We start from the raw sequence: 20,504 nt of genomic DNA, 5'->3' as shown, positions 1-20,504 counted from the left end.
CGGCTCTGCCGACTTCCTGCGCCACCCAGGCCAACCGCGGGCAAAAATATGCAGACCGGTCTACAGATTCACTCTGCCCATCCACCCTCGTACACCGACACAGCCACCCCAGCGACTCCCAAAATTATGACGCCCGGTCTACATATCAACCCTCCCCGCGACCTCCCCAAAAAGAGCGCACAGAAAGTCGACCTGGCCGACTTTTCACGCAGCCGCCCGCGCCGACACCACTCGAATATGAAGACCGGTCTACATACCCATCCGCGCCCAACCACAGCGCGCACAGGAAGTCGACCTGACCGACTTCTCGCGCCAGGCCCCGCCCGACCCGGGACCCAAGTCAGCCTTCGCCACCCCGCCACCTCCCCCAAAGCGCACAGGAAGTCGGCGCCACCGACTTTTCACGCAGCCGCCCACGCCGACGCAAGTCGAATATGAAGACCGGTCTACATACCCATCCGCGCCCAACCACAGCGCGCACAGGAAGTCAGCCCTACCGACTTCTGGCGCCGCACCCCATCCGACCTGGCGGGAAATTATGACGACCGGTCTACAGATTCACTCGGGGTCGACCGCGCCACGCACAGAAAGTCGGCCGGTCCGACTTCCTGTGCGTGCGCCCGACGAGACGGGGCTCAGCGAATATGACGACCGGTCTAGATATTCGTCCCGAGCGGGCCTGGCCGGGGGCTAGCTGGTTGGGGTGAGGTCGAGGGGGCGGCCTTCGGGGGTGAGGGCGATGGCCCAGAGGCCGTGGGTGGCGGGGTGGAGGGGGGTGGGGCCCTGGCGGGCGAGTTGGTGGTCGAGGTAGGTGACGGCGTCCCGGTGGTTGACGGCGTTCCAGGCGTGGGGACGGCCGAAGGCGTCCAGGGTGAGGAGGACGGCCTGGGAGCCGTGGCCGGCGCGGCGGATGTCCTCGGCGAGGCGGTCGAAGGCCCGGCCGCCGTCGCCCAGGTCGCGGAAGGGGGCGCCGAGTTCGCGTTCGGCGCGGTCGCGGCCGCCGCGTTCGCCGGCGTCGCCCTCGGTGGGGATGCGCGGGGCGGCGCAGGTGGGGCGGCCGGTGTAGCACTCGACCGCGGAGAGGGCGATCTCGATGCTGTTGTTGGACCGGCCCGGTTGGCGGTAGCCGCCGGCGTTGACGGCTTCCGTCCAGCCGCCTGCGGCCGGGTCGGGGTGGCGGAGGGGCAGGCCGTCCTCGTCGCGGGGTGTACGGCGTTCGAGTTCGGCCTGGTGTTCCGGGTCGACCGGGGCGAGCCCGCCCGGCGGTCCGTACGGACGGCTGTCGGCGATGCTGCGCGGTCGGGTGTCCGGGTCGTCGGGCCCGGTGCCGCGCCGTGCACGCAGGGCGAGGTGGAGGGCCATTGCGTGGGCGGTCGCGACCGGGACGGCGCCCCAGGCGAGGGTGGGGTCGGCGACGGTCGCGGCGGTGTCCCGGCGGCGGGTGTCCGCCTGGTGGGGTTCGGGCCGCCCGAGCACCGGGGTGGTGCCGACGACGGGCGGCGCCGCCGGGCTCGGCGGTGCGGTGTGGACCGGCGGCGCCCCGACGACGGGGAGTGGCGCGGCACCGACCGGGGTACGGGCCGTCGGCGCTCCCGGCCGGGCTTCGCCGGCCACCGGCTGCGGCCCCGCGGCACCGGCAGCACCACCACCGCCACCGCCGCCCGCCCCGACGCCGCTGCCGAACGGAGCCGCCACCTGGGCGGCGGGCCCTCCGGCGACGCCCGCGAGCGGTCCGGGCCCGACGGTGCCGACCGCACCGACCGCACCGACCGCACCGACCGCACCGACCGCACCGACCGCACCGACCACCGGGTACCCGCCGCCGTACGCCGGCGTCCCGAACGGCCCGCCGCCACCAACCGGCCGGACCGCCGGTGGGGCGTCCGGCCCCGGACCACGCGAGGAACCGGGGGTACCGGAGTCGGGGGACGACACGGCACCGGGCGCGGCGGGCGCGCTCACCGAGTCGGTCCGTACGGACACGGGCCCGCCCCCACCTCCGCCCCCGCCGTGCGCCGGGACCGACGGCGCCTGGAGCGGGTAGTCCCCGTCCGACCCGCCCGCCGTCCCGCCGCCCTGGCGGATCGGCGCGGCAACGATCCGCCCGGTGGCCCCGTCGTCCCGGGCCGGTGGCGTCCAGTCGCCACCGCCGGTCACCGCCCGGTGCTGTCCCTGCCCGCCCCCGCCCCCGCCCCCGCCCCCGGTCGCGTACGAGGCACCCGACGCCACCGCGCCGACCGGCGCGCTCGCGGCGACGGCGGTGTCCGCCCCTCCGACGACCGCCACCGGGTCGGCCACGACGGCCGAGGCCACGGTCAGCAGGCCGGGCGGCCTCAGGTCCGTCCTCCCGGCGGCGGGCCCGTCGGCCGCCTTCCCGTCGACCGCCTTCCCGTCGACCGGCTTCCCGTCGGCCGCCCCGCCCCGCGCGTCCGTCAGCCCGGCTAGCGGTAGCCCGTGGACTTCCTCGCCGTGCGCGTCGGTGAGCACCGCCCGCCCGTGTTCGTCCAGCCGGACGGCCAGGTCGGCCACCCCGACGACCGGCTTGCCGTCCGGCCCCGGGACGACCAGCAGCCCGGAGGCGTCGCCGACGGGGGTGCCGTCCGCCCGGAGGATCACCGGCTGCCCGTCGCGGCCGAGGACGGGCTGTCCGTGTTCGTCGACCTTGACGGTGAGCCCGTCGACGCCGACCAGCGGCTTTCCGTCCCTGCCCGCGAGCAGGACCAGTCCGGAGCCGTCCGCGCGGAGCACACCCGGTTCGCCGAGGGCGACGGGCAGGCCGGCGACGGGCAGGCCGGCGGTGAGCGGGTCGAAGGTGCCGGTGCGGTACCCGGCGGCGGTGATCCCCGGGCCGCGCGCGGTGCCGAGCCGGAGCAGGGCGAGGGCGGCAGGTTCCTTGAGGGCGGTGGCGAGGCCGTCCTTCATGGCGCGGCCGAGTTCGGCGAGCAGTCCGCCGATCTTCAGTGCGGCGGCCTCGACCGCGACGGTCTCCAGGCCCGCCGCGACCTGCTCGGTGGCGGCGTTCCTCACGTCGGTGGCGAGGCCGCCGACGGCCTTCCGCAGCCCTCCGACGACCCCGCCCGCGTCCACCCGCGAACCCGGCCCCGGCCCGGACACCGACCCCGGACCCGCCCCGGACCCGCCGTCGGCCGCCGCGGCGACCCTGCCCGCCGCCTCCTTCGCCTTGGCGGCCGCCTCCTCCGCCTGCGCGAGGTCGGCGGCGAGCTGCCGCAGGGTCGTGATGATCTCGGCCTTGCAGGTGTCCACGGCCTGCGCGGCCGTGTCGAAGGCGCCGGCGACGAGCCCCACGGCGGCGTGCGCGTCGTCCAGGTGGCCCTTTCCGCCGCCGCTGAAGGCCTGCCAGTACGCGCCGAAGGCCTCGACCGCGTGGCCGGAGTTGTCGGCGGTGACGCGCTGGACGGACTCGCCGCAGCGCCGGGTGAGGCGGTCGGCCTCCGTGCCGAACTCCCGCCAGACCCCGGCCGCCTTGCGCAGGCCCTCCTCGTCGGCCTGCGGCCACGGGTGGCCGGTCCGGGCCAGTACCGGCACCAGTTCCTCGGGCAGTTTCCGGGACACGCGCTTCCCCCTCCGGCCGGGTCCGTCAGACCGACATGTCCTTGGGGACGGCGGGTGCCGCCCCCGGGGTTGCCCCCGTCGTCGTACGGGCCGGGGCGACCGCGGGAACCACCACCGCTCCACCCCCGCCCTCGACCCCGGTCCCGGCGCCGAACCCGCTCGCCGCCGAGGTGTCCGCGTCGGCCGTCCGCTCGGCCATCGTGTGCAGCCCGGCCCCGACCTTCCCGACCCGTCCGGCCAGTCCGCGCAGCCCGCCGACGAGTTCGCCGTGCGCCGGACCGTACACGGCGGCGAAGCCGCTGCCCGGCAGGTCCGTGCCCCAGGGGGCGCCGAGCGCGGCGAGGTCCCGTTCGAGGGCGGCGACGGCCTTCGTCAGCTGTCCCCCGAGCTTCTCGAACTCCCGCCCCTCGCCGTGCAGTTCCCACGGCTTGAGGACGAACTCCCCACCGCCGCGGTCGGACGCCCCGGTGCTGCCGCCTGCCATCCCCGTACCTCCCCGTAGCGGACCGGCCGCCATCCTAGGCATCTTCCCCGGCCCGCCCGCGGCGCCCGGCGGAGCTCTTCACCCCGCCTTCACCCCGGACCGAGCACGAACCCGAGCACGAGCCCGAACCGAGCCCGAGCGCGAACCCGAACCGGGCCCGCATCCGACCCCGCACCCGATCCCGGCCCCGCACCGCCAGCCCGCCGCCCGTCACCACCCCCGCGAAAGCTCTACCCTTGCCGGGTGGCACCAGCAGAAACGTCCAAGAAGAAGGCCAAGGCGAAGCCCAAGGCCTCCCCCGCCCCCGTCGACCTCGCGATGCCGACCCTGCGCCGCGAGATCCCGCGCGACGAGGTCCCGCTCGACTTCCCGCGCGCCTGGGTCGAGTTCGCCGACCCCGCCGACGAGGAGCAGGTCTTCCGCTGCGACCTCACCTGGCTGACCTCCCGCTGGTCCTGCGTCTTCGGCCAGGGCTGCCACGGCATCCGTGAGGGCCGCGGCGAGTCGGACGGCTGCTGCACGCTGGGCGCGCACTACTCGGACGAGGACGACGAGAAGCGCGTCCTGGGGCACGCGGCGCGGCTGACGCCCGAGCTGTGGGAGAACTTCGCCGAGGGCACCGACGCCAAGGGCCGGCTGGTCTCCGACGGCGGGATCACCATGCTCGACGAGGACGGCGACCGCCAGACCCGCCGGGTCGGCGGCGCCTGCATCTTCGTGAACAGCCCGGGTTTCGCGGGCGGCGCCGGCTGCGCCCTGCACGCGCTCGCGCTCCAGGAGGGCCGCGAGCCGCTGGAGACCAAGCCGGACGTCTGCTGGCAGCTGCCGATCCGCCGCACCTACGACTGGATCGACCGCCCGGACGACTCCCGCTACCTCCAGGTCTCGATCGGCGAGTACGACCGCCGCGGCTGGGGCCCGGGCGGGCACGACCTGCACTGGTGGTGCACCGGTGCGCCGGCGGCCCACCAGGGCGCGGAGCCGGTGTACGTCAGCTACCGCCCGGAGCTCACCGAGCTGATGGGCAAGGCCGGGTACGAGGTGCTGGCCCGCCTGTGCGAGGAGCGGATCGCCACCAAGGGCGACCGCAGGATCGCCCCGCACCCGGCCGACCCGGGCAAGAAGTCGGACCCGGACAAGAAGTCGGCCTCGGACAAGAAGCCCAAGAAGGCCTGAGCCGGTGCCGGGCCCCCGCGCGGCCCGGCATCCCCGGCCAGCTCCCCGGCCAGCTCGTCACCCCCGCCCGACCCGGCACCCCCGTTCGGCACCGCCCCTACGCGCCGATCACTTGTCGATGTCCCCGACCACGAAGAACATCGACCCCAGGATCGCCACCATGTCCGCGACCAGCGTCCCCGGCAGCAGTTCGATGAGCGCCTGGATGTTGTTGAAGGACGCCGAGCGCAGCTTGAGCCGCCACGGCGTCTTGTCGCCGCGCGAGACCAGGTAGTAGCCGTTGATCCCGAGCGGGTTCTCGGTCCACGTGTAGGTGCTGCCCTCGGGTGCCTTGAGCACCTTGGGCAGCCGCTGGTTGACCGGGCCGGGCGGCAGGGTGGCGAGCTTGTCGAGGCAGGCCTCGGCGAGGTCGAGCGAGTTGAGGGTCTGCTCCAGCAGGCATTCGAAGCGGGCCAGGCAGTCGCCCTCCTCGCGGGTGACGACGGTGAGCACCTGCCGCAGTTCCTCGGTGCCGTACGCGAGGTAGGGCTCGTCGCGGCGCAGGTCGAGGTCGAGGCCGCTGGCGCGGGCGATCGGGCCGCTGACGCCGTACGCCTGGGCCTGGGCCTTGGTGAGGACGCCGACGCCGGCGGTGCGGGCGCGGAAGATCTCGTTGCCGAGGACGAGTTCCTCGAAGACGGGCGTCTCGGAGCGCACCTTGGCGACGGCGGCGCGGACCCGGCCGAGCCAGCCGGCCGGGAGGTCCTCCTTGAGGCCGCCGACCCGGTTGAACATGTAGTGCATCCGGCCGCCGGAGGCTTCCTCCAGCACGTACTGGAGTTCCTCGCGGCTGTGGAAGGCGTGGAAGATCGGGGTGATCCCGCCGAGTTCCAGCGGGTAGGAGCCGAGGAACATCAGGTGGTTGAGGACCCGGTTGAGTTCGGCGAGCAGGGTGCGGATCCACACCGCCCGCTCGGGGACCTCCATGCCGAGCATCCGCTCGACGCCGAGGACGACGCCGAGTTCGTTGGAGAAGGCGGAGAGCCAGTCGTGCCGGTTGGCCAGCATGATGATCTGCCGGTAGTCCCGGGCCTCGAACAGTTTCTCCGCGCCCCGGTGCATGTAGCCGATCACCGGCTCGGCGGTGACGATGCGCTCGCCGTCGAGCAGCAGGCGCAGTCGCAGCACGCCGTGCGTGGCCGGGTGCTGCGGGCCGATGTTGAGCACCATGTCGGTGGTGCCCGCCGCGCCGCTGAAGTTCTCGGCTCCCGCCCCGATGCCGACCGTGGTCTCCCTCATGCCCCCAGAGTCTGCCATCCCGGCAGCACACCCAAGCTCTCCGGTACCGGCATGCGGACGGTCTGCAGCAGCCACCCGAACCCGCCGAGCCCGCCCGGGTCGGTCAGTTCAGCGCCCTCCCCGGCCCCGCTCAGCGCCCGCAGGTAGCCCGCCGGGTCGGTGGAGGCGAGGGCGAGCGGGGGGCGTCCGCCGCTCACGCCGAGGGCGCGCAGGGCCTCGCGCTGCGTCGTCCACAGGCTGTGGAGACCGGGAACGGCGACGGCGTCCAGGGCCACGTGCGCGGTGACGTCGCAGGAGCCGTCCGGCACCGGTGCCACTTCCCGGCCGTCCCGGAAGCCGCTGAGGGTGCCGAAGGGCGGCCGGCGCCCCGCCGTGTGGGCGTAGTCGACGGCGACGGCCAGTCCGTGCTCCAGCCCGGCGACGGCCCGCGCCCAGGCGGCGTCCCGGGGGCCGCCGAACTCCACCACCTCGCCGGGCTCGGCGACCGGCCACCACCGCTCGGCCCAGGCCGCGTCGGCCGAGGCGGCCGGCACCTCCGCCCCGGGGCGCACCGCGCCGGTCGCGGTGTCCACCTCGACGTAGCGCAGCACCCCGTCGCCGTCCACCTCCCCGGCGTCCAGCGGCACGTTGTCCAGCCACTCGTTGGCGAAGAGCAGCCCGGTCACGCCGCGCGGCGGCTCGTCCGTCCACAGGACCGTGGACGGGAGTCCGGCCGGGCGCCCGGCGATCTCCACGCCGTACGGGCGCAGCCGGGCGAGCACGTCCCCGGGCAGCGCGGCCAGGACGCCGGTGAGCAGTTCGCCGCGCCCGGCCCCGACGTCGACGAGGGCCAGCTCCTCCGGACGGCCGAGGGCCGCGTCAACCTCGAGGAGCAGCCGGGCCACCGCACGGGCGAACCTGGGCGAGGCGTGCACGGAGGTGCGGAAGTGGCCTGCGGGGCCTTCCGGCCTGCGGTAGAAGCCCCGGTCGGGGTCGTACAGGGCCTGTTCCATGGCGGGCGCCCACCGCATCCAAGTCATGGGGCCGGACGCTACCCGCCGGTCGCCGGGCCCTCCCAATCGGCGCCGGTGCGCCCCGGTGCCCCCTCCCGATCGGTGCCGGCGCGTCTCCGACCTACGGAGTAGGACGGATCGCCCTACCGGCGGACCTGGACACGTGGAGCGACTGCCTACGCTGGACACGTGCATCGACTCAACGCCTGGCTCCGCCGTCACCCCATGGTGGTCGACTCCGCCTGGGCGGCGATCGTGCTCTTCCTCGGCCTGCTGCCGAACGACAACTTCCCCGACGACGGCTGGCGCTTCGACGCGGACGTCCTGGTCGCGCTGGTGCTGCCCGCGCTGATGGTCGTCCGCCGGCGCTACCCGGACGTCACGGTGGCCGCCGCCACCGGCCTCGGGGTCAGCCAGGTGCTGGCGGACGTCGAGCCGGCCGGTTCCTCGATCGCCTACCTGGTCTTCGCGTACACCGGTGCCGCCTTCGGGCAGAAGTGGACGTCCCGGCTGGCGCTGGTGGCCGGCCTGTCCGCCGGGCCGCTGGTGTTCTGGCAGATGCACCCGATGAAGACGGTCCGCGAGAGCGCCGGCCACTACGTGTCCCGCTCGTACAACATCGGCGAAGCAGCGCTGATCATGCTGCTGATGAGCACGCCGTTCATCCTGTGCTGGGCCTGGGGGCGGCTGACCCGGGTGCGCCGCGCCTACCTGACGGAGCTGGAGGACCGCGCCGCCCGGCTGGAGCGCGAGCGGGACGCCCAGGCCAAGGTGGCGGTCGCCGCCGAGCGGGCCCGGATCGCCCGCGAGCTGCACGACGTGGTCGCGCACAACGTCTCGGTGATGATCGTCCAGGCGGACGGCGCCGCGTACGTCCTCGACAACTCCCCGCAGCAGGCGAAGGAGGCGCTCGGCACGATCGCCTCCACCGGCCGTCAGGCGCTGGTCGAGATGCGCCGGCTGCTGGGCGTGCTGCGCACCTCCGACACCACCGCCGAGGAGTACGTGCCGCAGCCGGGCGTGGAGGAGCTGCCGGAGCTGCTGGAGCAGGTCCGCACGGCCGGGCTGCAGGTGGACTACGCGACGTCCGGGCATCCGCGGGAGCTGCCGCGCGGCGTCGAGCTGACCGTCTACCGGATCGTCCAGGAGGCGCTGACCAACGTCCGCAAGCACGGCGGCCCCGACGTGCACGCCCGGGTCGCGGTCGACTTCGGCGAGCGCGAGCTGGCCGTCCTGGTGGAGGACGACGGCCGGGGCAGCACCGACGAACAGCTGGCCTCCGGCGGCACGGACGGTCTCGGGCACGGCCTGATCGGCATGCGCGAGCGGGTCGGCATGGTCAGCGGCCGCCTCGACGTGGGCCCCCGCCCCGGCGGCGGCTTCCGGATCCGTGCCGTCCTCCCGCTCAAGGCCGCACACTGACCCTCCGCGCACCTCCGCCCCCTTAGGAGCCACCTTGACCATCCGCGTGATGCTCGTCGACGACCAGGAACTGCTGCGCACGGGTTTCCGGATGATCCTGCAGTCGCAGGGCGACATCGAGATCGCCGCCGAGGCGGGCGACGGCGCGCAGGCGCTGGAGCGGCTGCGGCACACCGAGGTGGACGTGATCCTGATGGACGTCCGGATGCCCCGCCTGGACGGGGTTCAGGCGACCCGCCGGATCTGCCTGGCCGAGGACGGCAGCCCGCTGCCGGACGCCCCGCACGTGCTGATCCTCACCACCTTCGACCTGGACGAGTACGCCTTCGCCGCGCTCAAGGCCGGCGCCAGCGGCTTCCTGCTCAAGGACGTCCCGCCGACCGAGCTGGTGGCCGCGATCCGCGCGGTGCACGGCGGGGACGCGGTGGTCGCCCCGACCACCACCCGCCGGATGATCGACCGCTTCGCCGAGGTGCTGCCGACCCCGCAGAGCGCGCCCGGCTCGGACGTCCTCGGCCCGCTGACCGAGCGCGAGCGGGAGGTGTTCCTACTGGTCGCCCAGGGCCTGTCGAACGGTGAGATCGCGGCCCGGCTGGTGCTCTCCGAGGCCACCGTGAAGACCCACGTCGGCCGGATCCTGGCCAAGCTGGGCCTGCGCGACCGGGTCCAGGCCGTGGTGCTGGCGTACGAGGCCGGGCTGATCCGGGCCGGTGCCACCGACTGACGCGCCCGTACACTGGGGCGGTACGTCCGGTACCCGCAGGTGGACTGGAACGGATGATCAGGGACAAAGGTTGAGTCCTTCCGATTTCGCGGACTTCGGCGACCTCGCCCCGCTCGCCGACGGCCTCGGCGACCCGGGCGATCCCGGCAACCGCCCGGCCCGGCTCGCCGTGGGCGTGGTCGGCACCGGCCGGGTCGGTCCCGCGCTGGGCGCCGCGCTGCAGCTCGCCGGGCACACCGTGGTCGCCGCCTCCGGGGTGTCCGCCACCTCCCGCCGCCGCGCCGAGGCGCTGCTGCCGGGGGTGCGGATCGTCACCCCGCCGCAGGTGCTGGCCGCCGCCGACCTGGTCCTGCTGACCGTCCCGGACGACGCGCTGGCCGACCTGGTGGCCGGGCTGGCCGCCACCGGCGCCGTCCGCCCCGGGCAGCTCGTGGTGCACACCTCCGGCGCGCACGGCGTCGCCGTCCTGGAGCCCGCCACCCGGGCCGGGGCGCTGCCGCTGGCCCTGCACCCGGCGATGACCTTCGCCGGCACCTCCGTCGACCTGGACCGGCTGGCCGGCTGCCCGTTCGGCGTGACCGCCCCCGAGGAGCTGCGGCCGGTCGCCGAGGCGCTGGTGGTGGAGATGGGCGGCGAGCCCGAGTGGGTGCCCGAGGAGGTCCGCCCGCTCTACCACACGGCCCTCGCGCACGGCGCGAACCACCTGGTCACCCTGGTCGCGCAGGCCATGGAGCTGCTGCGCGCGGCCGGGGTGGCCGAGCCCGGCCGGATGCTCGGCCCGCTGCTGGGCGCCGCGCTGGACAACAGCCTGCGCTCCGGCGACGCGGCCCTCACCGGCCCGGTCGCCCGGGGCGACGCGGGCACCGTACGGCGCCACCTGGCGCAGCTCAGTACGGTGTCCCCCGACATCCCGGCGGCCTACCGGGCGATGGCCCGCGCCACCGCGCAGCGGGCGCTCGCCAACGGCACGATCGACGACACGGCGGCGGCGGCGCTGCTGGACGTACTGAACGAGGAGAAGCGCTAATGGCACGCGGCAAGCAGCCGAACAAGCCCCAGCGGACGCCGAAGGTCCACCGGGCCGTGGTCACCCGCACCGTGGACGACTTCGAGGCCGCGTTCTGGCCGGACGAGCAGCCCGTGGACAACGCCGTCGTGATGACGATGGGCGCGCTGCACGAGGGGCACGCCGCCCTGGTCCGGGCCGCCCGCAAGCAGGTCGGCCGGGACGGCCGGGTCGCGGTGACGGTCTTCGTCAACCCGCTGCAGTTCGGCGCGGGCGAGGACCTGGAGCGCTACCCGCGCACCCTCGACGAGGACGTGAAGCTGGCCGAGGAGAACGGCGCCGACGTGGTCTTCGCGCCGTCCGTCGAGGAGGTCTACCCGAACGGCGAGCCGCAGGTGCGCCTGGTGGCCGGCCCGATGGGCGAGCGCTTCGAGGGCGCCACCCGGCCCGGCCACTTCGACGGCGTGCTGACCGTGGTCGCCAAGCTGCTGCACATCACCGACCCGGACTTCGCCTTCTTCGGCGAGAAGGACGCCCAGCAGCTGGCGCTCGTCCAGCGGATGGTCGCCGACCTGGACTTCGACGTCGAGATCGTCGGCGTGCCGACCGCCCGCGAGGAGGACGGCCTGGCGCTGTCCTCGCGCAACCGCTACCTCTCGGCGGAGGAGCGCACCCGCGCCCTGGCCCTGTCCGGCGCCCTGTTCGCCGGCCGGGACGTCGCCGCGCAGGGCCCGAAGGCCGTCCGCGAGGCCGCCTCGGCCGTCCTGGACGCCGCCGAGGGCGTCACCCTCGACTACCTCGCCCTGATCGACCCGCACGACTTCTCCGAGGCGGCGGACGACTTCCAGGGCGAGGCGGTGCTGGCCGTCGCCGCGCAGGTGGGCTCGACCCGCCTGATCGACAACGTCCGCGTCATCGTCCGCTAGGCACCGCCGCCCGACCGGCACCACCGCTCGGCGGGCACCACCGCTCCACCGGCACCACCGGCACCACCGCTCGGCAAGCAACCCCCTCAGGCATGCACTCACAGGAGGCGTGACCCGCAATGCTCCGCACCATGCTCAAGTCCAAGATCCACCGGGCCACCGTGACCCAGGCCGACCTGCACTACGTCGGCTCGGTCACGGTGGACGAGGACCTGCTCGACGCCGCCGACCTGCTCCCCGGCGAGCTGGTCCACATCGTCGACATCAACAACGGCGCCCGGCTGGAGACGTACACCATCGCCGGCCCGCGCGGCTCCGGCGTGATCGGCATCAACGGCGCCGCCGCCCGCCTGGTCCACCCGGGCGACCTGGTCATACTCATCGCCTACGGGCAGATGGACACGGCCGAGGCCAAGGGCTACGAGCCGAAGGTCGTCTTCGTGGACGAGCACAACCGGATCACCGGCATGGGCGGGGACCCGGCCGAAGCCCAGGAGGGCACCGGACTGCTCCGCGGCGACGCGGCGTACCGTGGCGGCAACGGCGCGGCCGTCGCCGCCTCGCGCTGAAGGAGCCACAGAGCCATGTCCGTTACGCACCGCCTGACCGCCCCGAACCCCGGGTGGACCACCACCACCGACGTGGTCGTGGTCGGCTCCGGGGTGGCCGGCCTCACCGTCGCCCTCAACGTCCGCAAGGCCGGCCTGCGGGTCCTCGTGGTCACCAAGGCCATGCTGGACGAGGGCTCGACCCGCTGGGCCCAGGGCGGCGTCGCGGCCGCACTGGGCGAGGGGGACACCCCCGAACAGCACCTGGCCGACACCCTGGTGGCCGGCGCCGGCGTCTGTGACGAGGAGGCCGTCCGCACCCTGGTCACCGAGGGCCCGGACGCCGTCCGCCGGCTGATCGCCACCGGCGCCCTGTTCGACCGGGGCGAGGACGGCGAGATCCTGCTGACCCGCGAGGGCGGCCACCACCGCCGCCGGATCGTCCACGCGGGCGGCGACGCCACCGGGGCCGAGATATCGCGCGCCCTGGTCGCCGCCGTCCGCACCGACCCTGACATCGAGCTGATCGAGCACGCGCTCGTACTCGACCTGCTCACCGACGCCGACGGCCACACCGCCGGACTGACCCTGCACGTGATGGGCGAGGGCCAGCGCGACGGCGTCGGCGCCGTCCGGGCCCGCGCGGTGGTGCTCGCCACCGGCGGCATGGGCCAGGTCTTCTCCGCCACCACCAACCCGGCGGTCTCCACCGGCGACGGCGTAGCACTGGCCCTGCGGGCCGGCGCCGCCGCCACCGACCTGGAGTTCGTCCAGTTCCACCCCACCGTGCTCTGGCTCGGCCCGGAGGCCGAGGGCCAGCAGCCGCTGGTCTCCGAGGCGGTCCGCGGCGAGGGCGCCCACCTGGTGGACGCGGACGGCGTCCGCTTCATGGTCGGGCAGCACGAACTGGCCGAGCTGGCCCCGCGCGACATCGTCGCCAAGGCGATCACCCGGCGCATGCAGGAGCAGGGCGCCCAGCACATGTTCCTGGACGGGCGGCACTTCGGCGCCGAGATGTGGGAGCACCGATTCCCGACCATCCTCGCCTCCTGCCGCGCGCACGGGATCGACCCGGTCACCGAGCCGATCCCGATCGCCCCGGCCGCGCACCACGCCTCCGGCGGCGTGCGCACCGACCGGTCGGGCCGCACCAGCGTCCCGGGCCTGTACGCCTGCGGCGAGGTCGCCTGCACCGGGGTGCACGGCGCCAACCGGCTGGCCTCCAACTCGCTGCTGGAGGGCCTGGTCTTCGCCGAGCGGATCGCCGCCGACCTGGCCGGCCTGCACGCGGCCGGCGAGCTGCCCGAGCGCACGGTGGACGTCGCCGCCGCGCGGGCCGCGCACCCGGTGCCGCTGCCCGCTTCCGAGGCCCGGGCCGAGATCCAGCGGCTGATGTCGCGCGGCGCGGGCGTGCTGCGCTCGGCCGCCTCGATGGCCGACGCGGCGGCCGGACTGGCCCTGATCGCCGAGCAGGCCCGCTTCCACGTGGCCGAGGAGAAGCCGGCCGACCCCCGGGTGGAGACCTGGGAGGCCGCCAACCTGCTGCTGGTCGCCACCGCCCTGGTCGCGGCCGCCCAGCAGCGCGAGGAGACCCGCGGCTGCCACTGGCGCGAGGACTTCCCCGAGCGCGACGACGCCCACTGGCGGCGCCACCTGATCACCACCCTCGCCGCCACCGGCGGTCCCGTCAGCACCCCTGAGGAGCAGTAGAACGATGACCCACTCCCACGAGGAACTCCCCCTGGCCGACCAGGGCGGCTGCGGCGACGGCTGCGCCTGTGGCGACGGCGAGGGCTACGAGACCGGTCTGGACCCGCAGCTGGCCGAGCTCCTGGAGCAGGCCGGGCTGGACCCGGTCGAGGTCGAGGACATCGCCACCCTGGCGCTGGCCGAGGACCTGGCCGGCGGCGAGGACGTCACCTCGGTGGCGACCGTGCCCGCCGACGCCGTCGCCACCGCCGACTTCACCGCCCGTCAGGCCGGCGTGGTGGCCGGCCTGCGGGTCGCCGAGGCGGTCGTCTCGCTGGTCTGCGAGGAGGAGTTCGAGGTCGAGCGGCACGTCGAGGACGGCGACAGGGTCGAGGCCGGCCAGGTGCTGCTCTCGGTCCGCTCCCGCACCCGCGACCTGCTGACGGCCGAGCGCAGCGCGCTCAACCTGCTCTGCCACCTGTCCGGCATCGCCACCGCGACCAGCGCCTGGACGGACGCCCTGGAGGGCACCGGCGCGGTGGTCCGGGACACCCGCAAGACCACCCCGGGCCTGCGCGCGCTGGAGAAGTTCGCGGTGCGCTGCGGCGGCGGCGCCAACCACCGGATGGCGCTGTCCGACGCCGCCCTGGTGAAGGACAACCACGTGGTCGCGGCCGGCGGCGTGGCGGAGGCCTTCCGGGCCGTCCGGGCCGCGTACCCGGAGCTCCCGGTCGAGGTCGAGGTCGACACCGTGGAGCAGATCGCGCCGGTGCTGGAGGCCGGGGCCGACCTGATCCTGCTGGACAACTTCACCGTCGGGCAGCTGAAGGAGGCCGTCGCGCTGGTGGCCGGCCGGGCGAAGCTGGAGGCCTCCGGCGGACTGACCCTGGCCACCGCGCGCGAGGTCGCCCAGACTGGGGTGGACTACCTGGCCGTGGGCGCGCTCACGCACTCCTCGCCGATCCTGGACATCGGCCTGGACCTGCGCGCCTGACCGTCCGGACCCGCGCAGCCCCGTCCCGACTCGCAGAAAGCGGCCCATGCTCCTCACCATCGACGTCGGCAACACCCAGACCACGCTCGGCCTGTTCGACGGCGAGGAAGTGGTGGAACACTGGCGGATCTCCACCGATCCGCGCCGCACGGCCGATGAACTGGCGGTGCTGCTCCAGGGGTTGATGGGCAACCACACCGCGGCCAAGGAGGCCGCGGTGGAGGGCCTGGCGATCTGCTCGTCCGTTCCCGCCGTGCTCCACGAGCTCCGCGAGGTGACCCGCCGCTACTACGGCGACGTCCCCGCGGTGATCGTGGAGCCCGGCGTGAAGACCGGGGTGCACGTCCTGATGGACAACCCCAAGGAGGTCGGCGCCGACCGGATCGTCAACGCGCTGGCCGCCAACCACCTGTACGGCGGCCCGTGCATCGTGGTCGACTTCGGCACCGCGACCACCTTCGACGCGGTCAACGCCCGCGGCGACTACGTCGGCGGCGCGATCGCCCCCGGCATCGAGATCTCCGTCGAGGCCCTCGGCGTCCGCGGCGCCCAGCTGCGCAAGATCGAGCTGGCCCGCCCGCGCAACGTGATCGGCAAGAACACCGTCGAGGGCATGCAGTCCGGCATCCTGTACGGCTTCGCGGGCCAGGTCGACGGTCTGGTCGAGCGGATGGCCCGCGAGCTCGCCAAGGACCCGGACGACGTCCAGGTGATCGCCACCGGCGGCCTCGCCACCCTCGTCCTCGGCGAGGCCAGCACCATCGACGTCCACGAGCCCTGGCTCACCCTCATCGGCCTGCGGCTGGTCTACGAACGCAACCGCCCGAGCTGACCGGCTCCCCCGTCGGGCCGAACGTGGGTGGTTCGGCGCGACGTTACCGACAAATCGGATATTCCTCACGTAGTGTCAGCCCATGCCTACGCCACACGGATCGCGCGGCGGCATGGCCTTCAGCGCCGACGAAGTCCGCGTGCTGCGCCGAGCCCTCGCCCAAGCCCTGCACCCCGCCGTCCCCGTCCACCTCCAGGGGCCCGACCGGACGGCCTTCGCCGGGCCGGGCGCCGAACTCTGGGCGGAGGACGTCCAGGACGCGCTGTACCTGACCGAGGCGATCGACGAGGCCGTCCAGGAAGGCGGCCGGTTGCGCGCCTTCCTGCTCGCCGACCTCGGCCGCTACCGCTCCGCCCTGCCCGGCAGCGCGCCCGGCTACCTGCAGCGGCTGGAGGAGGCCGTGTCCGACGGGTATCTGCCCGGGCCCGAGGACCTCACCGCGCTGCGCGGCCTGACCCGCCAGCCCTGCGGACAGGGCGAACGGTCGCGCCGCTCGCGGCTGGCCGGGCGCTGCCACGCGCTGGCCGAGGCGGCCGTCCGCGAACGCCTCGCCCTCACCACCGGCCAGCCGCGCCACCTGGTGGCCGTGCCGAGCCCCGCCGCACCCCCGAGCTGTCACCCCACCCCTGTAGGAGGACGGACCATGAGCAGCACCGAGTCCCGCCCGGAGTCCCGCCCCGAGCAGTCCGCCGAGCCCGCCGCCGCGGGGGCCCCGCCCCGCCCGCACCGGATGCCCACCCCCGCGGAGCTCTTCGGCCGCCGTCCCAAGCCCCCGGCCCGGCCCGCCCCGCCGGCCGCGGAGGCCCCCGAGGAGATCGAGCTCGCCACCGGGACCGGCTGAGCGACCCGGGCCCGCCGGAGGGGAGACCGCCGCCGCGGTCTCCCCTCCGGCGCGTTCCGGCCGCCTCGGGCGCGTTCCGGTGCCCTCGCACGCAATCCGGTCACGGAGCACGGTGTGTGGCTGGCTACCCTTGTGGGGTGAGCGATCAGAGCCTTGTTCCCGCGACCGACGACCTTCCCGAGCAGATGCGCGTCCGGCGCGAGAAGCTGGACCGGCTCCGGGCGGCCGGCGTCGACCCGTACCCGGTCGGATTCCCCCGCACCAGCACCATCGCGGACCTGCGTGCCAAGCACCCGGACCTGGAGCCGGACACCGCGACCGGAGAGCGGGCCGGCATCACCGGCCGCGTGATCCTCTCCCGCACCGGCGGCAAGCTCTGCTTCGCCACCCTGCGCGACGGCACCGGCGACCTGCAGGTCATGTTCTCCCTGGACAAGCTGGGCCCCGAGCGCCTGGCGGCCTGGAAGTCCGACATCGACCTCGGCGACCAGGTCGGCGTCGAGGGCGAGGTGATCACCTCCAAGCGCGGCGAACTGTCGGTCATGGTGGACCGCTGGGAGCTCACCGCCAAGTGCCTGCGCCCGCTGCCGGACAAGCACAAGGGCCTGACCGACCCGGAGGCCCGGGTCCGCCAGCGCTACGTGGACCTGATCGTCAACCCCGAGGCCCGCGAGATCCTGCACCTGCGCAGCAAGGTCGTCCGCTCGATCCGCCGCACCTACGAGGACCGCGGCTACATCGAGGTCGAGACCCCGATGCTGCAGCCGGTGCACGGCGGCGCCAACGCCCGTCCGTTCAAGACGCACATCAACGCGTACGACATCGACCTCTACATGCGCATCGCCCCCGAGCTGTACCTCAAGCGGCTGGTGGTCGGCGGCGCCGAGAAGGTCTTCGAGATCAACCGCAACTTCCGCAACGAGGGCGCGGACTCCACCCACAACCCGGAGTTCACCTCGCTGGAGTCGTACGAGGCCTACGGCGACTACGACACCCAGGCCGAGCTGATCCGCGAGACGATCGTCAACGCGGCCCGGGACGCGCTGGGCACCACGGTGATCAAGGGCGTCGACGCGCACGGCGTCGAGCACGAGATCGACCTGGCCGAGCCGTGGGCGGAGGTCAGCGTCTACCCGGGCATCTCCGCGCACCTGGGCGTCGAGGTCACCCCGGAGACCACCGTCGAGGAGCTGCGCAAGCTGGCCGCCGAGCACGGCATCCCGTTCGAGAAGGACTGGGGCCACGGTCAGATCGTGCTGGAGATGGTCGAGCGCCTGCTGGAGGAGAACGCCGTCCGGCCGACCTTCATCAAGGACTACCCGACCGAGGTCTCCCCGCTGACCCGCCAGCACCGCTCGGTGCCGGGCGTGGCCGAGAAGTGGGACCTGGTGATCTTCGGCACGGAGATCGGCACCGCCTACTCCGAGCTGGTCGACCCGGTCGAGCAGCGCGCCCGCCTCACCGCCCAGTCGCTGCTGGCGGCCGGCGGCGACGTCGAGGCGATGCAGGTGGACGAGGACTTCCTGCGCGCCCTGGAGTACGCGATGCCCCCGACCGGTGGCCTCGGCCTCGGCGTGGACCGCCTGATCATGCTGCTGACCGGCAAGAACATCCGGGAGACGGTGCTCTTCCCGCTGGTGAAGCCGGAGCCGAAGGCTGCCGCCGCGACGGCGGAGAAGACCGAGGAGGAGTGACCTGATGGACTACGTCAGCGCGATCGTGCCGCCGCTGGTCATGGCGATCGGCTTCGGGTTCCTGGTGCGGGCCATCGTCCGCAGCCAGGGCGGGAGCCGGAAGGCGAAGGAAGACTTCGACTGATCCGCCGGGGCCGGACGCCCCGGCCCGGACGACCCGCGAGCGGACCCGCGACTGACGCCGTCAGCCGCCCCGAACGACCGGAGCGCCGCCATTCCCGATTCCCGGGGGTGGCGGCGCGCCGGTTTGGCGCACTTCACAAGATTTGCCCCATTCACTCCCTATCCTGGCCGCACTATGGTCCGGCAACTCGGCGAACTTGAGAACGCCATCATGACCCGGGTGTGGCAGTGGAACCGACCGGTGACGGTTCGCGAGGTTCTCCTCGATCTGCGGTCGGAACGCGAAATCGCGTACACCACGGTGATGACCGTCCTGGACAAGCTCCACAGAAAGGGCTGGCTGCGCCGCGAGCGGGCCGGCCGGGCCTATCGATATGAACCGGTCTCCTCGCGTGAGGCGTACACGGCGGCTCTGATGAACGACGCGTGGGCCACCAGTGACAATCCGGCGGCGGCCCTGGTGCACTTCTTCGGCCTGATGTCGCCCGAGCAACGCGAGGCGCTCCGGGACGCGTTGCGGGTGGCGGCTCTGTTCCCGCCCGATCCGGCCGGCCCGGATTCCGCCGCGGAGGGACCGGATACCGGGGCACCCGATACCGGGGAGACCCCGCCGGGGACGACGCGATAACGTCCCGCCATGGAGGTCACCATCCGCCGCGCACGGACCACGGACGTGCGGGCAGTACGCAGGCTCATCGACGCCTACTCGCGCGACGGCATTCTGCTGGACAAGCCCACTGTCACACTGTTCGAATCCGTCCAGGAGTTCTGGGTCGCGGAACGCGACGACAACGGCGCGGTGGTGGCCTGTGGCGCACTGCACGTCATGTGGGAGGACCTGGCCGAGGTCCGGACCCTCGCGGTGGATCCGGTCTGCCGGGGCTTCGGGATCGGACACCTGCTGCTGGAGAAGCTGGTGCAGACCGCGCGCTGGCTCGGCGTCCGTCGGATTTTCTGCTTGACGTTCGAGGTCCCGTTCTTCGCGAAACACGGTTTCGTCGAGATCGGCGAGCTCCAGGAAACCGATGATGGTACGACAGACCCGGCGGCGATCGCTACGGATGTCTATGAAGAACTCCTCCGCTCGTACGACGAAGGCGTCGCCGAGTTCCTTGACCTGGAGCGGGTGAAGCCCAACACACTGGGCAACTCGCGCATGCTGCTGCACCTCTGAGCGGCGCCCGCCGGGGTCAAGGGTTTGTGTTTTCCGGAGAAAGGCGCTTTCCTTTCCTTAGGCAATGGGTCGTTTAGCGGAAAGGGAAGCCCGTGGCACAGAGGGTGCAGGTCATTCTTGAAGACGATCTCGACGGTGGTTCGGCGGACGAGACGGTGACGTTCGCTCTCGACGGCGTTGCCTACGAGATCGACCTGAAGAGCGCCAACGCGGACAAGCTCCGCGGCCTGCTGGCGCCGTACGTGGAGAAGGGCCGCAAGCAGAGCGGCCGGCTGGCCGGCGCCCGCCGCCCGGGCCGCGGCCCGGCGCAGCGCACCGCGGGCAGCGCTCCGGACACCGCGAAGATCCGCGCGTGGGCCAAGGAGCAGGGCATGGACGTCAACGACCGCGGCCGGGTGCCGAGCGGTGTCCGCGAGGCCTACGAGGCGGCCAACGCGTCCTGACCCCGGCGCCGCCGGCACGCCGGAGCGGATGCGGGGCCCCGGCGGCCGCACACGGCGCCGACGACACACGCGCGGGGCGCGGAGGAGTCTCCTCCGCGCCCCGCGGCGCTCGCCCGGACCGCCACGGCACCACCGGGACCGGGGGGTGTCCGGGGTGCGGGCTCGGGCGGCGGAACAATCACGAGCTGTGCAACGCTGTAGGGGCGAAGCGGTAACGCGGACACCACCGGGTGGCGTACCGACCACCCCGGGCGCCGTCGAACCACCGTCACCGCGGCCGGACTTCTCGCCAGGCGAACACCGCCACCGCGGAAACTGCGCGAGAACCGCCCCGATACCGGGTATGAATGCAGGTGGACGGGTTCTCGGACCCGTCCAGGGGCAGTATGCGCGACCGGTCGGAGAGGGTCCGACCGCGCCTCGGCGGCGCTTGTTCGCCGATGGCGTAGCGGATTCCGGTGCATCCGGCCCACCAGTGGGAACACCGTTTCCCAGCATCAGGTTGGGATTGGTGTCGGCTGGTCGCGCAGCATCTCGCTCCTCTACCGGGGAGTGAATCCGTGGGCCGCGCCGCTGAGCGGGACT

18 protein-coding genes are annotated in these 20,504 nt (G+C 73.7%); 14 read left to right on the top strand and 4 right to left on the bottom strand.

Features of this window, described 5'->3' with window-relative positions; translation table 11 throughout:
• Window positions 1-690 precede the first annotated feature (690 nt).
• Entirely contained in the window at window positions 691-3,573 is a 2,883-nt protein-coding gene (locus tag IE332_RS12735) for a toxin glutamine deamidase domain-containing protein (RefSeq protein ID WP_189915938.1), read from the bottom strand.
• A 25-nt stretch (window positions 3,574-3,598) separates the two neighbouring features.
• The gene (locus IE332_RS12730; protein ID WP_189915937.1) at window positions 3,599-4,057 is read right to left on the bottom strand and encodes a hypothetical protein; all 459 of its coding nucleotides are present in this window, start codon (window positions 4,055-4,057) and stop codon (window positions 3,599-3,601) included.
• Between the two features lie 318 nt (window positions 4,058-4,375).
• Here IE332_RS12730 and IE332_RS12725 point away from each other — a divergent pair, with 318 nt between their 5' ends.
• On the top strand, window positions 4,376-5,233 hold the full coding sequence (locus tag IE332_RS12725) for a DUF3109 family protein (protein WP_189916219.1): 858 nt from the start codon (window positions 4,376-4,378) through the stop codon (window positions 5,231-5,233).
• Between the two features lie 108 nt (window positions 5,234-5,341).
• On the opposite strand, the gene IE332_RS12720 is transcribed toward IE332_RS12725, so the two are convergent.
• Window positions 5,342-6,511, bottom strand: coding sequence for an NADH-quinone oxidoreductase subunit D (locus tag IE332_RS12720; protein WP_189915936.1), 1,170 nt, complete (start codon window positions 6,509-6,511; stop codon window positions 5,342-5,344).
• Window positions 6,508-7,530 (bottom strand): SAM-dependent methyltransferase, encoded by a 1,023-nt coding sequence (locus IE332_RS12715; protein ID WP_189915935.1) that lies wholly within the window; start codon window positions 7,528-7,530, stop codon window positions 6,508-6,510. Before IE332_RS12715 ends, IE332_RS12720 begins: the two co-directional genes overlap by 4 nt.
• 162 nt (window positions 7,531-7,692) lie before the next feature.
• Here IE332_RS12715 and IE332_RS12710 point away from each other — a divergent pair, with 162 nt between their 5' ends.
• The 13 genes from IE332_RS12710 to IE332_RS12650 all read left to right on the top strand — a co-directional run bounded on the left by IE332_RS12710 (window position 7,693) and on the right by IE332_RS12650 (window position 19,919).
• Window positions 7,693-8,925 (top strand): sensor histidine kinase, encoded by a 1,233-nt coding sequence (locus IE332_RS12710; RefSeq protein WP_189915934.1) that lies wholly within the window; start codon window positions 7,693-7,695, stop codon window positions 8,923-8,925.
• Between the two features lie 34 nt (window positions 8,926-8,959).
• Entirely contained in the window at window positions 8,960-9,649 is a 690-nt protein-coding gene (locus IE332_RS12705) for a response regulator (protein WP_189915933.1), read from the top strand.
• Window positions 9,650-9,818: 169 nt separating this feature from the next.
• Complete coding sequence (locus tag IE332_RS12700; RefSeq protein ID WP_229928588.1) at window positions 9,819-10,676, top strand: Rossmann-like and DUF2520 domain-containing protein; 858 nt, start codon at window positions 9,819-9,821, stop codon at window positions 10,674-10,676.
• A complete protein-coding gene (panC, locus tag IE332_RS12695) occupies window positions 10,676-11,581 on the top strand; it encodes a pantoate--beta-alanine ligase (RefSeq protein ID WP_189915931.1) in 906 nt (301 codons plus the stop codon). Before IE332_RS12700 ends, panC begins: the two co-directional genes overlap by 1 nt.
• Before the next feature lie 119 nt (window positions 11,582-11,700).
• Window positions 11,701-12,150, top strand: a complete 450-nt coding sequence (gene panD / locus IE332_RS12690; RefSeq protein WP_189915930.1) for an aspartate 1-decarboxylase — start codon at window positions 11,701-11,703, stop codon at window positions 12,148-12,150.
• Window positions 12,151-12,165: 15 nt separating this feature from the next.
• On the top strand, window positions 12,166-13,839 hold the full coding sequence (locus IE332_RS12685) for an L-aspartate oxidase (RefSeq protein ID WP_189915929.1): 1,674 nt from the start codon (window positions 12,166-12,168) through the stop codon (window positions 13,837-13,839).
• 4 nt (window positions 13,840-13,843) lie between these two features.
• Window positions 13,844-14,812 (top strand): carboxylating nicotinate-nucleotide diphosphorylase, encoded by a 969-nt coding sequence (gene nadC, locus IE332_RS12680; RefSeq protein WP_189915928.1) that lies wholly within the window; start codon window positions 13,844-13,846, stop codon window positions 14,810-14,812.
• A 46-nt stretch (window positions 14,813-14,858) separates the two neighbouring features.
• Window positions 14,859-15,644, top strand: a complete 786-nt coding sequence (locus tag IE332_RS12675) for a type III pantothenate kinase (RefSeq protein WP_189915927.1) — start codon at window positions 14,859-14,861, stop codon at window positions 15,642-15,644.
• Window positions 15,645-15,726: 82 nt separating this feature from the next.
• Complete coding sequence (locus tag IE332_RS12670; protein WP_189915926.1) at window positions 15,727-16,485, top strand: hypothetical protein; 759 nt, start codon at window positions 15,727-15,729, stop codon at window positions 16,483-16,485.
• A 137-nt stretch (window positions 16,486-16,622) separates the two neighbouring features.
• On the top strand, window positions 16,623-18,179 hold the full coding sequence (gene lysX / locus IE332_RS12665) for a bifunctional lysylphosphatidylglycerol synthetase/lysine--tRNA ligase LysX (protein WP_189915925.1): 1,557 nt from the start codon (window positions 16,623-16,625) through the stop codon (window positions 18,177-18,179).
• Window positions 18,180-18,477: 298 nt separating this feature from the next.
• On the top strand, window positions 18,478-18,930 hold the full coding sequence (locus IE332_RS12660) for a BlaI/MecI/CopY family transcriptional regulator (RefSeq protein WP_189915924.1): 453 nt from the start codon (window positions 18,478-18,480) through the stop codon (window positions 18,928-18,930).
• 9 nt (window positions 18,931-18,939) lie between these two features.
• Window positions 18,940-19,476: an amino-acid N-acetyltransferase gene (locus IE332_RS12655; protein WP_189915923.1), complete on the top strand. Its 537-nt coding sequence runs from the start codon at window positions 18,940-18,942 to the stop codon at window positions 19,474-19,476.
• A 92-nt stretch (window positions 19,477-19,568) separates the two neighbouring features.
• Complete coding sequence (locus IE332_RS12650; RefSeq protein ID WP_189915922.1) at window positions 19,569-19,919, top strand: histone-like nucleoid-structuring protein Lsr2; 351 nt, start codon at window positions 19,569-19,571, stop codon at window positions 19,917-19,919.
• The last annotated feature ends 585 nt before the right edge of the window (window positions 19,920-20,504 follow it).

This window comes from Kitasatospora xanthocidica (genome assembly GCF_014656195.1).
Lineage (GTDB): Bacteria > Actinomycetota > Actinomycetes > Streptomycetales > Streptomycetaceae > Kitasatospora > Kitasatospora xanthocidica.
Note: the sequence above shows the minus strand (reverse complement) of the source record. Positions and strands in the feature narration are given on the sequence as shown.

Excerpts from the sequence above, each read along its gene's own strand:
- IE332_RS12720 (WP_189915936.1), bottom strand. The coding sequence starts at position 6,511 with ATGAGGGAGACCACGGTCGGCATCGGGGCGGGAGCCGAGAACTTCAGC.
- panD (WP_189915930.1), top strand. The coding sequence starts at position 11,701 with ATGCTCCGCACCATGCTCAAGTCCAAGATCCACCGGGCCACCGTGACC.
- panC (WP_189915931.1), top strand. The coding sequence starts at position 10,676 with ATGGCACGCGGCAAGCAGCCGAACAAGCCCCAGCGGACGCCGAAGGTC.
- IE332_RS12660 (WP_189915924.1), top strand. The coding sequence starts at position 18,478 with ATGGTCCGGCAACTCGGCGAACTTGAGAACGCCATCATGACCCGGGTG.
- IE332_RS12730 (WP_189915937.1), bottom strand. The coding sequence starts at position 4,057 with ATGGCAGGCGGCAGCACCGGGGCGTCCGACCGCGGCGGTGGGGAGTTC.
- IE332_RS12675 (WP_189915927.1), top strand. The coding sequence starts at position 14,859 with ATGCTCCTCACCATCGACGTCGGCAACACCCAGACCACGCTCGGCCTG.
- nadC (WP_189915928.1), top strand. The coding sequence starts at position 13,844 with ATGACCCACTCCCACGAGGAACTCCCCCTGGCCGACCAGGGCGGCTGC.
- IE332_RS12715 (WP_189915935.1), bottom strand. The coding sequence starts at position 7,530 with ATGACTTGGATGCGGTGGGCGCCCGCCATGGAACAGGCCCTGTACGAC.
- IE332_RS12725 (WP_189916219.1), top strand. The coding sequence starts at position 4,376 with ATGCCGACCCTGCGCCGCGAGATCCCGCGCGACGAGGTCCCGCTCGAC.
- IE332_RS12655 (WP_189915923.1), top strand. The coding sequence starts at position 18,940 with ATGGAGGTCACCATCCGCCGCGCACGGACCACGGACGTGCGGGCAGTA.
- IE332_RS12670 (WP_189915926.1), top strand. The coding sequence starts at position 15,727 with ATGCCTACGCCACACGGATCGCGCGGCGGCATGGCCTTCAGCGCCGAC.
- IE332_RS12685 (WP_189915929.1), top strand. The coding sequence starts at position 12,166 with ATGTCCGTTACGCACCGCCTGACCGCCCCGAACCCCGGGTGGACCACC.